Annotated in this window: 11 protein-coding genes and 1 tRNA gene; 9 read left to right on the forward strand and 3 right to left on the reverse strand. The window is 66.1% G+C overall.

Annotated elements, in window-relative coordinates; all coding sequences use genetic code 11:
• Positions 1-74: 74 nt before the first annotated feature.
• The 3 genes from AC1AYX_RS07960 to ftsY all read right to left on the reverse strand — a co-directional run bounded on the left by AC1AYX_RS07960 (position 75) and on the right by ftsY (position 3,304).
• Positions 75-413: a P-II family nitrogen regulator gene (locus AC1AYX_RS07960; RefSeq protein ID WP_034529718.1), complete on the reverse strand. Its 339-nt coding sequence runs from the start codon at positions 411-413 to the stop codon at positions 75-77.
• Between the two features lies 1 nt (position 414).
• Complete coding sequence (locus AC1AYX_RS07965; protein ID WP_476502981.1) at positions 415-1,701, reverse strand: ammonium transporter; 1,287 nt, start codon at positions 1,699-1,701, stop codon at positions 415-417.
• A gap of 298 nt (positions 1,702-1,999) precedes the next feature.
• A complete protein-coding gene (gene ftsY, locus AC1AYX_RS07970; RefSeq protein WP_476502982.1) occupies positions 2,000-3,304 on the reverse strand; it encodes a signal recognition particle-docking protein FtsY in 1,305 nt (434 codons plus the stop codon).
• An 86-nt stretch (positions 3,305-3,390) separates the two neighbouring features.
• Here ftsY and AC1AYX_RS07975 point away from each other — a divergent pair, with 86 nt between their 5' ends.
• The 9 genes from AC1AYX_RS07975 (at position 3,391) to pgl (ending at position 13,585) form a co-directional block, all read left to right on the forward strand.
• Complete coding sequence (locus AC1AYX_RS07975) at positions 3,391-4,146, forward strand: TetR/AcrR family transcriptional regulator (RefSeq protein WP_476503007.1); 756 nt, start codon at positions 3,391-3,393, stop codon at positions 4,144-4,146.
• 113 nt (positions 4,147-4,259) lie between these two features.
• A complete protein-coding gene (locus AC1AYX_RS07980; RefSeq protein ID WP_476502983.1) occupies positions 4,260-5,327 on the forward strand; it encodes a glycosyltransferase family 2 protein in 1,068 nt (355 codons plus the stop codon).
• Between the two features lie 365 nt (positions 5,328-5,692).
• A tRNA-Lys gene (locus AC1AYX_RS07985) sits at positions 5,693-5,765 on the forward strand.
• Between the two features lie 110 nt (positions 5,766-5,875).
• Positions 5,876-7,552, forward strand: a complete 1,677-nt coding sequence (locus tag AC1AYX_RS07990) for a C69 family dipeptidase (protein ID WP_476502984.1) — start codon at positions 5,876-5,878, stop codon at positions 7,550-7,552.
• A 112-nt stretch (positions 7,553-7,664) separates the two neighbouring features.
• A complete protein-coding gene (locus tag AC1AYX_RS07995) occupies positions 7,665-9,257 on the forward strand; it encodes an amino acid ABC transporter substrate-binding protein/permease (protein WP_476502985.1) in 1,593 nt (530 codons plus the stop codon).
• The gene (locus AC1AYX_RS08000) at positions 9,257-10,015 is read left to right on the forward strand and encodes an amino acid ABC transporter ATP-binding protein (protein WP_034529733.1); all 759 of its coding nucleotides are present in this window, start codon (positions 9,257-9,259) and stop codon (positions 10,013-10,015) included. Before AC1AYX_RS07995 ends, AC1AYX_RS08000 begins: the two co-directional genes overlap by 1 nt.
• A 132-nt stretch (positions 10,016-10,147) precedes the next feature.
• Positions 10,148-11,686 carry a glucose-6-phosphate dehydrogenase gene (zwf, locus tag AC1AYX_RS08005; protein WP_034529736.1) on the forward strand — a complete coding sequence of 513 codons (1,539 nt, stop codon included), beginning with the start codon at positions 10,148-10,150 and terminating at the stop codon, positions 11,684-11,686.
• Complete coding sequence (locus AC1AYX_RS08010; RefSeq protein ID WP_476502986.1) at positions 11,683-12,678, forward strand: glucose-6-phosphate dehydrogenase assembly protein OpcA; 996 nt, start codon at positions 11,683-11,685, stop codon at positions 12,676-12,678. The genes zwf and AC1AYX_RS08010 overlap by 4 nt, the downstream gene beginning before the upstream one ends.
• A 10-nt stretch (positions 12,679-12,688) precedes the next feature.
• Positions 12,689-13,585 carry a 6-phosphogluconolactonase gene (gene pgl / locus AC1AYX_RS08015; protein WP_476502987.1) on the forward strand — a complete coding sequence of 299 codons (897 nt, stop codon included), beginning with the start codon at positions 12,689-12,691 and terminating at the stop codon, positions 13,583-13,585.
• Positions 13,586-13,879 lie beyond the last annotated feature (294 nt).

The raw sequence follows: 13,879 nt of genomic DNA on the forward strand, positions 1-13,879 counted from the left end.
CTTGTCTCTTTGATGGCCCGACCCATCCCGGCGATCGGTGAACGATATGCGCCGGGCGGGAGGGACGTCTGCTATCAGATCGCGGCGGAGCCGGACTCGCCGGTGCGCACGCGCGTCACCGAGTCGAGCGGGGCGACCCAGACCTTGCCGTCGCCGATCGTGCCGGTGCCGGCGGCCTTGACGATCACGCCGACGAGCGTCTCCGCATCGGCGTCGTCGGACAGGACCTCGACGCGGATCTTCGGAATCAGGTCGACGGTGTATTCGGCACCACGGTAGACCTCGGTGTGTCCGCGCTGACGGCCGTAGCCGTTCGCTTCGGAGACGGTCAGACCGTGCACGCCGGCGGCCGCGAGGGCCTCCTTGACGTCGTCGAGCTTATGGGGCTGAATGATTGCGGTGATGAGCTTCATCTCACCTCACCTCCTTGAGGACGGAGCTGGCGGTACCAGCAAAATCGTAGGCACGTTCACCCTGGTCGGCAAGGTCGATGCCGCCGACTTCCTGGGCTTCGGTGACGCGCCAGCCGACGGTCTTCTCCAGCGCGAAGGCGATGATGCCGGTGATCACGGCGGAGTAGACGATGGCGCACAGCGCGATGAGGATCTGGACGACGAGCTGCTTCCAGTCGCCGCCGGCGAACAGGCCCGTGCCCTCGCCGAAGAAGCCGATGAGGACGGTGCCGGTGAAGCCGCCCACGCCGTGGACGCCGACGACATCGAGGGAATCATCGTAGCCGAGCTTGAACTTGAGACCGCAGGCGAGGCAGGTGAGCACGCCGGCGATCGCGCCGAGGACGATGGCCCACAGCGGGGAGACGACATCGGCGGCCGGAGTGATGGCGACCAGGCCGGCGACCATACCGGAGGCGGCGCCCATCGCGGTGTAGTGGCCGGAGCGGATCTTCTCGGTGAAGCCCCAGGAGAGCATGGCGGCTGCGGTCGCGGCGGAGGTGGACACCCAGGCGTAGCCGGCGGTGCCGTTCGCGGCGAACGCGGAACCGGCGTTGAAACCGAACCAGCCGAACCACAGCAGGAAGGCGCCGAGCATCACGAACGGGACGTTGTGCGGACGGAACGGCTGCACGGCGAAGCCCTTGCGCTTGCCGATGATGAGGACGATCACCAAGGCGGCGACTGCGGCGTTGATGTGGACGACGGTACCACCTGCGAAATCGTGGGCGGCGGCGCCGATGGCGGTGGAGATCGCGCCGGAGCCGGACAGCAGACCGCCGTTCCAGACCATGTGGGCCATCGGGGCGTAGTCGAACGTGACCCACAGCGCGACGAAGATCATCCACGTGCTGTACTTGACGCGTTCGGCGATGGCGCCGCAGATCAGGCCGACGGTGATCATCGCGAACGCGACCTGGAAGGCGACGTCCACGGACACCGGATAGTTGTTGGAGTTCAGGCCGGTCGTGGTGAACACGCCGTCCTTGGCGACCATCGAATCCTTCAGCAGGAAGCCGGAGGCCGGATCGCCGAAGATGCCGGCGACGTCGGTGCCGGCGTAGGCGATGGACCAGCCCCACAGGGTCCAGATGATCATCGTGACCGACAGCGCGGCCGCCTCAAGCATGAACATGTTCAGCACGGCCTTCGCGCGGACCATGCCACCGTAGAAGAACGCCACGCCCGGCGTCATGAGGAAAACCAGGGACGCGGAAGTCAATATCCATGCGGTGTTTCCGGAATCCATGTCTACCTCCCTCTCTTTCACATCTTTCGCCCCGCTTCTCGGGCGAGGCCATTCGTTCTTTCGTCGTCCCCCAGCGGGGGCTAACGGTTCGATAGTGAACGCCCGGATGGTTTTCGTTTCGTTACGGCAGGTTACGCGCTTGTTAATCGCGACGGCGATGCGGGGTGCGTTCGCGTTGATTCCTCGGGGATTTCGCGGGGATTCGGCGGGGACGAATCGAAACGTGACGAAAACGCAAAGGTCCCGGACCATGTTCCATGACATGGTCCGGGACCTTGGTCGCAGTGCGGGGATGGATTCAGGCGAGGATGCCGTCGACGAAGCCTTCCGGGTCGAAGGGGGCGAGGTCGTCGGGTCCTTCGCCGAGGCCGACGAGCTTGACGGGCACGCCGAGCTCCTTCTGCACGCTGATCACGATGCCGCCCTTGGCGGAACCGTCGAGCTTGGAGAGCACGACGCCGGTGATGCCGATCGCCTCGGCGAACACCTTCGCCTGGGTCATGCCGTTCTGGCCGGTGGTCGCATCGAGCACGAGCAGCACCTCGTCCACGGGAAGGTTCTTCTCGGTGACGCGGCGGATCTTGCCGAGCTCGTCCATCAGGTTCGCCTTGTTCTGGAGACGGCCGGCCGTATCGATGATGAGCACGTCGGCATCCAGCTCCTTGGCCTTGGCGCTCGCCTCGAACGCGACGGACGCCGGGTCGGCGCCGTCCTTGTCGGAGCGGACGACCGGCACGTCGACCTTCGCGCCCCACGTTTCGAGCTGATCGGCGGCGGCGGCGCGGAACGTGTCGGCCGCGCCGAGCACGACGCTCTTGCCTTCGGAGACGAACAGGCGGGCAAGCTTGCCGGCGGTCGTGGTCTTGCCGGTGCCGTTGACGCCCACCATGATGATGACGCCCGGACGGTTCGCGCCCGGCTTGTCCGCGTTGAGGCGGCGGTCCGTATCGCGGCCGACCAGGTCGAGCAGCTTCTCCTTCAGGGCGGCGCGTACCTCGGCCGGATCGGCCTTGCCGGTGACACGCGCGTCGGTGCGCAACTCGTCGACGAGCTGTTCGGAGGCTTCGGCGCCGACGTCGGCGAGCAGGAGCGTGTCCTCGACGTCCTCCCAATCGGATTCGGAGAGGTTGTCCTTCGCGAGGATGTCGAACAGCGCCTTGCCGAACGGGTTGCTCGACTTGGCGAGCTTCGCCTTGAGCCGGGCGAGACGCCCGCCCACCGACTCCGGCTTCTCCGCCTTCGGCGCCGGCGCGGGCGCGGGTTCCGGCGCGGCCTCCGCCGCCGGCTCCGGCTCCTCGTTCTCGCCCCCGCTGGCGGGGGCTGTCGGCGCAGCCGACTGGGGGTGGTCCGCGGATTCAGGTTCGGGAGCCTTCTTTTCCTCCCCCTTCAGGGGGAGGTGGCGCTCCGCGCCGGAGGGGGTTTCCGAAGCGGCCTCCGCCTTGGGCTCGGGCTCCGCACTCTCCGGCAGATCGCGGCGCGCCTCCCGCTCCTCGATCGTCTTGTCAAGATCGCGCTTGCGCGACTTGGAGAACCAGACTGCCAACAAAATCAGGACAATCGCGACTACGGCGACGCCTACCATGGCCAATGTATTGCTATCCATGACCCCCAGTCTAACGACGGCCGTCACCCGCGCCGGCACGTCCCGCGACGGCGGCTAAGCTAAGGGGCATGGCCAATTCCTCACGCATGACGTCGTATCAGCGACGCGAACAGCTCATCCGCATCGGACGATCCCTCTTCGCATCGAAAGGATTCGAATCGGTGAGCGTCGAGGAGATCGCCAGCACCGCGAAGGTCTCCAAACCGATCGTCTACGAGCATTTCGGCGGCAAGGAAGGCCTGTACGCGGTGATCGTCGACCGCGAGATGCAGGCGCTCACCGCCGCGCTCACCGCCGCACTCGACGACCCGGACATGCATCCGCGCCAGATCGTCGAACGCACGGCGCTCGCGCTGCTCACCTACATCGAGGAGAACGCGGAAGGGTTCCAGGTGCTGTCGCGCGACTCGCCGAGCACCGATCCGTCCGGATCGTTCAGCTCGCTGCTCGGCGACATCTCGATGCGCGTCGAGGACCTGCTCATCGCCGCGTTCAAACGGCAGAAACTCTCTCCCAAAGGCGTGCCGTACTACGCACAGATGCTCGTCGGCATGACCGTGTTCACCGGACAATACTGGGCGGACCGGCCGAAAGTCAGCAAGGAGCAGCTCGCCGCATACATCGTCGATCTCGCATGGCACGGACTGAGCCGACTCGACTCGAAACCGAAGCTCATCTTCGAAGGCAAATCCGCGAAAACCGCGAAATCACGGAAAACCACACGACCGGACACGCGACCGGACGACGGCTCGGCGCGAACGCCGCAGTCGTCCGTTCCGCAGGAACCGAACGACGCGGCGGACGGCGGCGACGCCGGAACCGGCGTGACGCACGCGGCGTGACGGAACATGAACCGGATGTGCAGGATATGCGCATAAGTCCCGTCCGAGTGGGCCCGGTGCTAGGGTGAGGCGTTGAACCGAACAAACCAGATGTGATTTCGAGGATCGTGACTATGACGCAACCGGCATCGACGACGGCCGACGGACAGGCCGCCACCGGCAAGACGCTCACCTTCGTGGTGCCCTCCTACAACATGGAGGAGTATCTGGAGCGCTGCGTGCTGTCGCTCACGGCGGCGCGGCGCAACGACGACATCGAGGTGCTCATCGTCGACGACGGATCCAAGGATTCCACGCTGGAGGTGGCGCGCGCGTTCGAACGCCGCTTCCCCGGCATCGTGCGTGCCATCCACCAGGAGAACAAAGGCCACGGCGGCGCGGTGAACACGGGCATCGCGGCGGCGCGCGGCATGTACGTGAAGGTCGTGGACGCGGACGACTGGGTGGGCCCGGACTCGCTCGAAGAGGTGATGGCCGCGCTGCGCGACGAGATCGCGGGCGGCGACCCGGTCGACATGCTCGTCACCAACTACGTGTACGACAAGGTCGGCAAGCGCCGCAAGCACGTGGTCAACTTCCGTCACGCGATGAAGACCGGCGAGCGCCTCACGTGGGACGACATGGGGCATTTCGGTCTCGCCGAGTACATCCTCATGCACGCGCTGATCTTCCGCACGTCCGTGGTGCGCGCGTCCGGCATGCGGCTGCCCGAGCACACGTTCTACGTCGATTTCATCTACGCGTACCAGCCGTTCCCGTGGGTGAAGTCGCTGCGCTACCTGGACACGCCGTTCTACCACTACTTCATCGGACGCGACGGGCAGAGCGTGCAGACCGACGTGATGATCCGACGCGTCGACCAGCTGATCCACGTCAACCAGTGCATGGTCGAGGCGACGCCGGAACGCGGGACCGTGCCGGACGGGCTGTACCGGTACATGATCCACTTCCTCGCGATCGAAAGCTCGGTGGCGAGCGTGTTCCTGATCCTCTCGCGCGATCCGGAGAACTATGCGAAGAAGAAGCGGCTGTGGGCCGGGATCAAGACGTATTCGCCGTCGATCTACCATGACGTGCGCCGCAAGCCGATGTCGCGCGCGCTGAACCTGCATGGGTCGGCGGGCAGGTCCGTGATCCGGTGGGGATACCGCGTGGCGGAACGCGTGGTCGGGTTCAACTGATTGGTGTCGGCCGGTCGGGGTCGGCTGACCGGGTTCAACTGACCGTCGTCGGCTGACCGTCGTCGGCCGCACCGGAACGCCACATGATTCTCATGGTTTTCCCAGCATTTGCACACAACACGTTGAAGAGGCGGGGGTTTACTGGGAATCACGGTTGAAAAGCCGCGATAACTGAATCCCTTCTTCTCTCTTCTCTCTCAAGCCCGGTCTTCCCACCGGGCTTTCTCTTTGCCCTGTGTCTTGCCCCTGCCTCACTTGTGTCCCGCCCGCGCCTCGCTCACGAGCAGGCCAACGTAGCCGACGGACACGGAAACCGGCGGCGCAGGGTTGCAATGTCCGCGCGGCGTGTGTATTTTAGAAACGTTGCCCCTCTAGCTCAACGGTTAGAGCAGCGTCCTTTTAAGTCGTGGGTTGTGGGTTCGAATCCCACGGGGGGCACCGCGAATCCCTTGGAATCTCAATGATTCCAAGGGATTTTTGTGTTCCGGGGCCCGCACCCCAGCCCCGCACGTCCCACCCACCACACCGCACCTACTACAGTGGGCAGCATGTCTTGCACCACACTTCTTGTAGGAAAAGCGGCCAGCATCGACGGATCGACGATCATCGCGCGCGATGACGACTCCGGTTCGGGCCGCTACGATCCGAAACGACTCGTCACCGTCAACCCCAAGGACCAGCCGCGCCATTACCGCGCCGTCCTCTCCCACGTCGAGATCGATCTGACGGACGCCGGCGAACCATGCCGGTACACAATCGCCCCGAACGTGCTCAACAATCGCGGCATCCTCGCCGAGGCGGGCGCGAGCGAGCGCAACGTGGCGATGAGCGCCACGGAGACGATCGCGGTGAACGAACGCGTGCTCGCCGCCGATCCGCTGGTCGAACTGCGCCCGGCCCAAGGCGAGCCGACCAATCCGGACGGCACGTCCAACCCGGACTACCGCCCCGAGCAGCCGGGCGGCATCGGCGAGGAGGACATCATCACGCTCGTCCTGCCGTATGTGCATACGGCGCGCGAGGGCGTCCAGCGACTCGGCGAACTGCTCGAGCAATACGGCACGTACGAGTCGAACGGCGTGATCATCTCCGACGTGGATGAGATCTGGTATGTGGAGACGATCGGCGGCCATCATTGGATCGCCCGCCGCGTGCCCGACGACTGCTATGCGACCATCCCGAACCAGCTGGGCATCGACGACTTCGACCTGAAGGACGCGTTCGGCCCGCAGCGCGAATACCTGTGCAGCGCCGACCTGCGCGAGTGGATGGCCGCGCACCGCCTCGACCGCACGATGCCGGCGCACACGTCCGCGGTGCCCGTGCGCGGCGCGGGCCTCGGCGCGGCGCGCGGCGTGGTCGGCTTCGCGGCGGACGGCTCGGTGGAGACGCCGGACCGCTTCAACCCGCGCACCGCGTTCGGCACGTCCACGGCGAAGGACCACATCTACAACACGCCGCGCGCCTGGTACATGCAGCGCTGCCTCAACCCGAGCGAGGACTGGGATTCCCCGGCCGCCCGCTACACGCCCACGTCCGACGACATCCCGTGGTGCCGCGTGCCGGAGAACAAGATCACGATCGAGGACGTCGACCGCATCCTCGCCTCGCATTTCGAAGGCACGCCGTACGACCCGTACGGCACGCTCGGCACGCCGGAGTCGCGTCACCGCTACCGTCCGATCGGCGTCAACCGCACCGGCCACATGGTCGCGATCCAGGTGCGCCCGTACGTGCCGGAATCGGCGCGTGCCGTCATGTGGACGTCGTTCGGTTCCGGCCCGTTCACGACGGTCGCGCCGTTCTATGCGAACGTGCGCGACACGCCCGCCTATCTGCGCGACACGACGCCGATCGTCTCGACCGGCAACCTGTACTGGACGAACCGTCTCATCGCGGTCATCGCCGACGCCCACTTCTACGAGACGAACAATCTGGTGGAGGGGTACGCGGAAGGCGTGCGCGCGTACGGCCATCGTCTGGTCGACGAGACGGACGCGACGGTCACGGCGCAGGTCGCGGGCGGGCGCGGCGAAGCCGACGCCGCCGACGCGCCTGCCGCCGGACGCGCGGACGACGCGACAATCGCGACGACGCTGGAAGCCGCGAACGAGCGGATGGCCGGCTACCTGCGCGAACACACGACGATGCTGCTCAATGATGTGCTGTACACGTCCAGCAATCTGATGCACAACGCGTTCGCGATGTCCGATCGCTGGGCGTGAGCCGCACAATTCCGTAACAGCCCGGAAAAAGACCTCCCATACCGTTCATAGGTTGAAACCGTTCGTAATCTGAACGAGACAATGAGATGAGACGAGATGAGGGAGGACACGCATGCGTACAGCACGAGGCGACTCCGGGCTGACCGCCGGGCTGCGGGCCCGTCTGCGGGCGCTGACGGCACTGGTCGCGGCGCTGCTCGCCGCGGTGATGATGGTCGCCGGACTGTCGGCGACGCCGGCGCTCGCCGCCGACGGCACGGAGGCCGGCGACACGACCAAGAGCATGTCGACCGTGGACGACGCGACGCGCGCGCTCGCGAAGAAGGCGAAGGGCAAGACCTACACAATCGCCACCGACACCACGTTCGCGCCGTTCGAATTCCGCGAGAACGGCAAGATGGTGGGCATCGACATGGATCTGGTCAACAAGATCGCCGCGTCGCAGGGATTCAAGGTCACGATCCAGTCGCTCGGCTTCAACGCGGCGCTGCAGGCGTTGAGCTCGAACCAGGCGGACGCGGTGATCGCCGGCATGTCGATCACCGACGAACGCAAGCAGGTATACGACTTCTCCGACCCGTACTTCCAGTCCGGCGTGCAGATGGCCATCGCGAAGAGCGATGACTCCGTCAAGGGCTACGCGGACCTCAAGGGCAAGACCGTCACCGCGAAGACCGGTTCCGAAGGCGAGGCCTACGCGAAGTCCATCGCGAAGAAGTACGGCTTCAGCATTAAGTCGGTCGACCAGTCGGCCACGATGTACGAGATGGTGAAGGCCGGCAACGCGGCCGCCGTGTTCGACGACTACCCAGTGCTCGCCTACGGCATCTCGCAGAACAACGGCCTCAAGACCGTGACGCCGAAGGTGCCGAGGGGCTACTACGGCTTCGCCGTCAACAAGGGCCGGGACGCCGAGCTGCTGGCCGCGTTCAACGTCGGGCTCAAGGAACTCAAGGATTCCGGCGAATACGACAAGATCCTCGTCAAGTACCTGGGCGCGAACGCCTCGACGAACGCGGACACGAACAGCGTGAAGACGGTGGAACGCATCGGATTCTGGCAACTGGCCGTGCAGTCGCTGCCCGCACTCATGCAGGGCCTCAAGAACACGATGATCATCACCGCGCTCTCGTTCATCGTGGCGCTGCTGCTCGGCCTCGGCTTCGGACTGATGCGCGTGGGCCGCAACAAGGCGCTCGCGTGGATCTCCCGCGCCTACGTGGCCGTGTTCCGCGGCACCCCGGTGCTCGTGTGGGCGTTCTTCTTCTACTTCGGCGTGCCGCAGCTCGTCGGCCACGCCATCCCGAACTGGATCTGGTTCTCCGGCCTGTTCACGCTGTCGCTCAACTCGGGCGCGTACCTGACGGAGATCATCCGCGGCGCGATCCAGTCGGTCGACCCCGGTCAGGCGGAGGGCGCGCGTTCGCTCGGCCTCACCTACGCGCAGACGATGCGCAGGGTGATCCTGCCGCAGGCCGTGAAAATCGGCACGCCGGCCGTCATCAACCAGCTGGTCATCCTGCTCAAGGATTCCTCGCTGCTGCTCACCATCGGCTTCGCCGACCTGCTCTACCAGGCGCAGCAGCTGTACGCGGCGAACTTCCGCGTCACCGAGACGCTGCTCATGGTGGGCGTCATCTACTTCGTGGCCATCACGCTGCTGACCTGGCTCGCGAACATCGCCGATAGGAGGTTGAACAAGTAATGGCTGCATCGACTGAGAACACGGCGAACGAGTTCGTCGTCGACGTGCGCGACCTGCACAAGAGCTACGGCGGCACCGAGGTCATCAAGGGCGTCGACTTCCAGGTACGCAAGGGCGAGGTCGTGTGCATCATCGGCCCATCCGGCGCCGGCAAATCCACGCTGCTGCGCTGCCTGAACGGACTGGAGACGCCCACGTCGGGCACGGTGGTCGTCAACGGCCACGACCTCGGCGCGAAGGACACGAACATCGACGAGGTGCGCGAGCAGATCGGCATGGTGTTCCAGCACTTCAACCTGTTCCCCAACATGACCGTCGCCGAGAACATCATGCTCGCGCCGACGCTCGTGCACAAGATGCCGAAGGACGAGGCCCGCGCGCTCGCCAAGAAACTGCTCGCGCAGGTCGGCCTCGCCGAGAAGATCGACGCGCGTCCCGCGTCCCTGTCCGGCGGCCAGAAGCAGCGCGTGGCGATCGCCCGTGCGCTCGCGATGAACCCGGACATCATGCTGTTCGACGAGGCGACGAGCGCGCTCGACCCGGAGATGGTCGGCGACGTGCTCGAGGTGATCCGCGGGCTCGCCGAGGAGGGCATGACGATGATCCTCGTGACGCACGAGATGGGCTTCGCGCGCGAGGTCTCCAGCCGCGTGGTGTTCACCCACGGCGGCGTGATCGACGAGCAGGGCACGCCTGACGAGATCTTCAACCATCCGAAGAGCGAGCGCCTGCGGTCGTTCCTGTCGAAGGTGCTGTAGCGCCGGTGACGTCGCGACCGGCGTGAAAACGCCGCATCCCACCCGGATAGTGGGCCGGCTCACAGGCCCACTATCCGAACAATTCCCTTAGCCGTCGGCGATACCCCGCCGACGGCTATTACTCTTATTGGTATGAGTGGGAATACCAATTGGACCAATCCGTTGCGCGATCCGCGCGACCTGCGCCTGCCGCGCATCGCGGGCCCGTGCAGTCTGGTCATCTTCGGCGTGACCGGCGATCTGGCGCAGAAAAAGCTGCTGCCCGCCGTCTACGATTTGGCCAACCGCGGTCTGCTGCCGCCGAGCTTCGGCCTGACCGGCTTCGCGCGCCGCGACTGGACGCAGGAGCATTTCATCGAATTCGTCAAGACCGCCGTCAAGGCGCGTTGCCGCACGCCGTTCAAGGAGTCGACGTGGAACAACCTCGCGGCCGGCATCCGGTTCGTGCAGGGCACGTTCGACGACCCGGAGGCGTTCGAGCGCCTGAGCGCCACCGTGCAGGAGCTCGACCGCGACCGCGGCACGCGCGGCAACCACGCGTTCTACATGTCGGTGCCGCCGAGCGCGTTCCCGATCGTCTCCAAGCAGCTGGCCGCTTCCGGCCTGTCGCGCTCCTCCGAAGGCGCGTGGCGACGCGTCATCATCGAGAAGCCGTTCGGCCATGACCTCGCCAGCGCGAAGGAGCTCGACCGTGTCGTCTCCGAAGTGTTCGACCCGAGCTCGGTGTTCCGCATCGACCACTACCTCGGCAAGGAGACCGTGCAGAACCTGCTGGCCCTGCGCTTCGCCAACGCGATGTACGAGCCGGTGTGGAACGCGAACTACGTGGACCACGTGCAGATCACGATGGCCGAGGACATCGGCATCGGCGGCCGCGCCGGCTACTACGACGGCATCGGCGCCGCACGCGACGTGATCCAGAACCATCTGCTCCAGCTCATGGCCCTCACCGCCATGGAGGAGCCGGTGAGCTTCACCGCGAAGGACCTGACGGCCGAGAAGACCAAGGTGCTCTCCGCCGTGCGCCTGCCCAAGGACCTCGCCGCCAACACGGCCCGCGGCCAGTACGCGAAGGGCTGGCAGGGCTCGCACGAGGTCGTCGGCTACCTGGACGAGAAGGGCATCGACCCGAAGTCCACCACCGAGACGTACGCGGCCATCCGTCTCGACATCGACACGCGCCGCTGGGCGGGCGTGCCGTTCTACCTCAGGACCGGCAAGCGTCTCGGCAAGCGCGTCACCGAAATCGCCGTCGTGTTCAAGCGCGCCCCGCACCTGCCGTTCGAGCAGACCGCCGTGCGCGAACTCGGCAAGAACGCGATCGTGATCCGCGTGCAGCCGGACGAGGGCGTGACGATGCGCTTCGGCGCGAAGGTGCCGGGCGGCACCACGATGGAGGTCCGTGACGTGAACATGGACTTCAGCTACGGCCGCTCGTTCACCGAGAACTCGCCGGAAGCCTACGAACGACTGATCCTCGACGTGCTGCTCGGCGACCCGCCGCTGTTCCCCACCACCGAGGAAGTGAACCTGAGCTGGAAGATCCTCGACCCGATCGAGGAGTTCTGGTCGACGCTCGGCCAGCCGCAGCCGTACCGCGCGGGCACGTGGGGCCCGGCCGAGGCCGATGAGATGCTGGCGCGCGAAGGCCGCCATTGGAGGATGCCATGATCATCGATATGCCGAACACCCGCACGCGCGAAATCGCGCACAAAATCGACGAGCTGCACGAGGAGCGCGGCGAATCGGCGACCGGCCGCGTGCTCACGCTGCTCATCGCCACCGACGAAGGCGAACTCGAGCACGCGCTCGAAGTCGCCAACGCGGCGAGCCGCGAGCACCCGTGCCGCGTCATCGCGATCGTGCCGGACACGTCGCGCCGCGACGATTCCGGCGACGGCGACGTGAAGGCGATGGAGAAGACCGACAACCCGGCCATCGACCTGACCGACGGCCCCGCGGAATCGAACCTCAACGCGCAGGTGCGCTTCGGCGCGGACGCCGGCGCTGGCGAGATCATCATCCTGCGCCCCCGCAACGGGCTCATCAACCATCCGGACACGCTCGTCATCCCGCTGCTCGTGCCGGACGTGCCGGTCGTCGCATGGTGGCCGACCACGCCGCCGTCCAACCCGGCGAAGGACCTGATGGGCGCGATGGCACGCAGCCGCATCACCGATGCGCTGCGCTCCAACAATCCGGAAGCGACGATCGAACGTCTGCGCCGCAGCTGGACGCCGGAGGACATCGACCTGTCGTGGACGCGCCTGACCGTGTGGCGCGGACTGCTCGCCTCGATGCTCGACCAGCCGCCGCACCTGCCGGTCACGGCGGTGAAGGTGACCGGACCGCGCGAATTCCTGCCGATGGACCTGCTGTGCGCGTGGCTGCGACTCACGCTCGACGTGCCGGTCGACGTGGAATACGTCGACGGCGCGACGGCGGTGACCGGCGTGGCGTTCACGCGTGCGGACGGCACCGTGTCGCTGGAACGCCCGCACGAGGACCAGGCCGTGATCTCGATGCCGGGGCAGGCGCCGCAGGCGATCTCCGTGCCGCCGCGCACGATCGAGGACTGCCTGACCGAGGAACTGCGCCGCATCGACCCGGACGAGATCTACGCCGACGTCATCAACGAAGGCTGGGACCTGATTCGTCACTAAGGAGTTTCACATGGCAAGTCGCACACTCGTCGTCTATCCGGACAAAGACGTGATGATCAAGGCCGGGGCGTCCCGGCTCGTCTTGGCGCTGCTCGACGCGCTGGACGAGCGCCTGCCGGACGGCTCGCGCCGCACGCGCGTCGACGTGGCGCTCTCCGGCGGCTCGGCCGCGCAGCCGCTCGGACTGATTGCGACCGACGCTTCGATCGCCGCGCTGGCCACGTCGATCGACTGGTCGCGCGTGCACTTCTGGTTCAGCGACGAACGCTTCGTCGCCGCCGACTCCCCCGACCGCAACGCGGTCGAGGCGCGCCGACTGCTGCTCGACGGGCTCGTGGCGGCGGGCTCGCTGCCCGAGGCGAACATCCACGAGATGCCGGCGGACACGCGTCCGGCTGCGGAGATCGCGAAGGTGACGCGCGACGCGGACAGCCCCGACGAGTTCGTGCGTTCCGCCGCCGACGTGGAGAACGAGGCGCTCGTGGACGCCGCCGCACGCGCCTACGCGGACGAATTGGTTCGTGAGATGGGTTCGGAGCCGGTGTTCGACCTGATAATCCTCGGCATGGGCCCCGACGGGCATTACGCTTCGCTGTTCCCCGCTTCCTCGGGGCATGCGGAGGTGCAGGTGCGCGACCGGCTCACGGTCGGTGTGACCCACTCCCCCAAGATGCCGCCGCTGCGCGTCTCCCTGGCCGCGCCGTTGATCGCGCGTTCCCGCCATACGTGGTTCTTCGCGGCCGGAGCGGGCAAGGCGGAGTCGCTGGCGCACGTGTTCGCCGCAGGCGGCGAAGTGCCAAGTGGTGACGTCGTGCCGAAGGGGGACCCGGAATACCCGTCCTCCTTCGCTTACGGTGTGGACGAGTTCACCTGGTTCACCACCGAAGAGACGGTGACGAAGCTGTAGCCTCAGGGAGCTTCTCGGGGGCTACTCGGGGAAGCTTCGAGGCTTCCCCGAGTCTCCCCGTGTCTCCGGAGTCTCCCCGTCTTTCCAAGCGCAAGTGATCCCGGAAATCGGCGGCTTCATCCGGGAATCGTTGCACTGACTCCAGCTCAACGCAATGATTCCCGGAAAACAGCCCCGTTCTCCGGGATTTGTTGTACCGAGACGATATCAGCGCAAGTAATCCCGGAAATAGACGGCTTCGTCCGGGATTTGTTGCACTGAGCTGTGGTCAGTGCAATGATTCCCGGAAAACGA

The sequence above is a fragment of the Bifidobacterium sp. LH_419 genome, assembly GCF_056356955.1.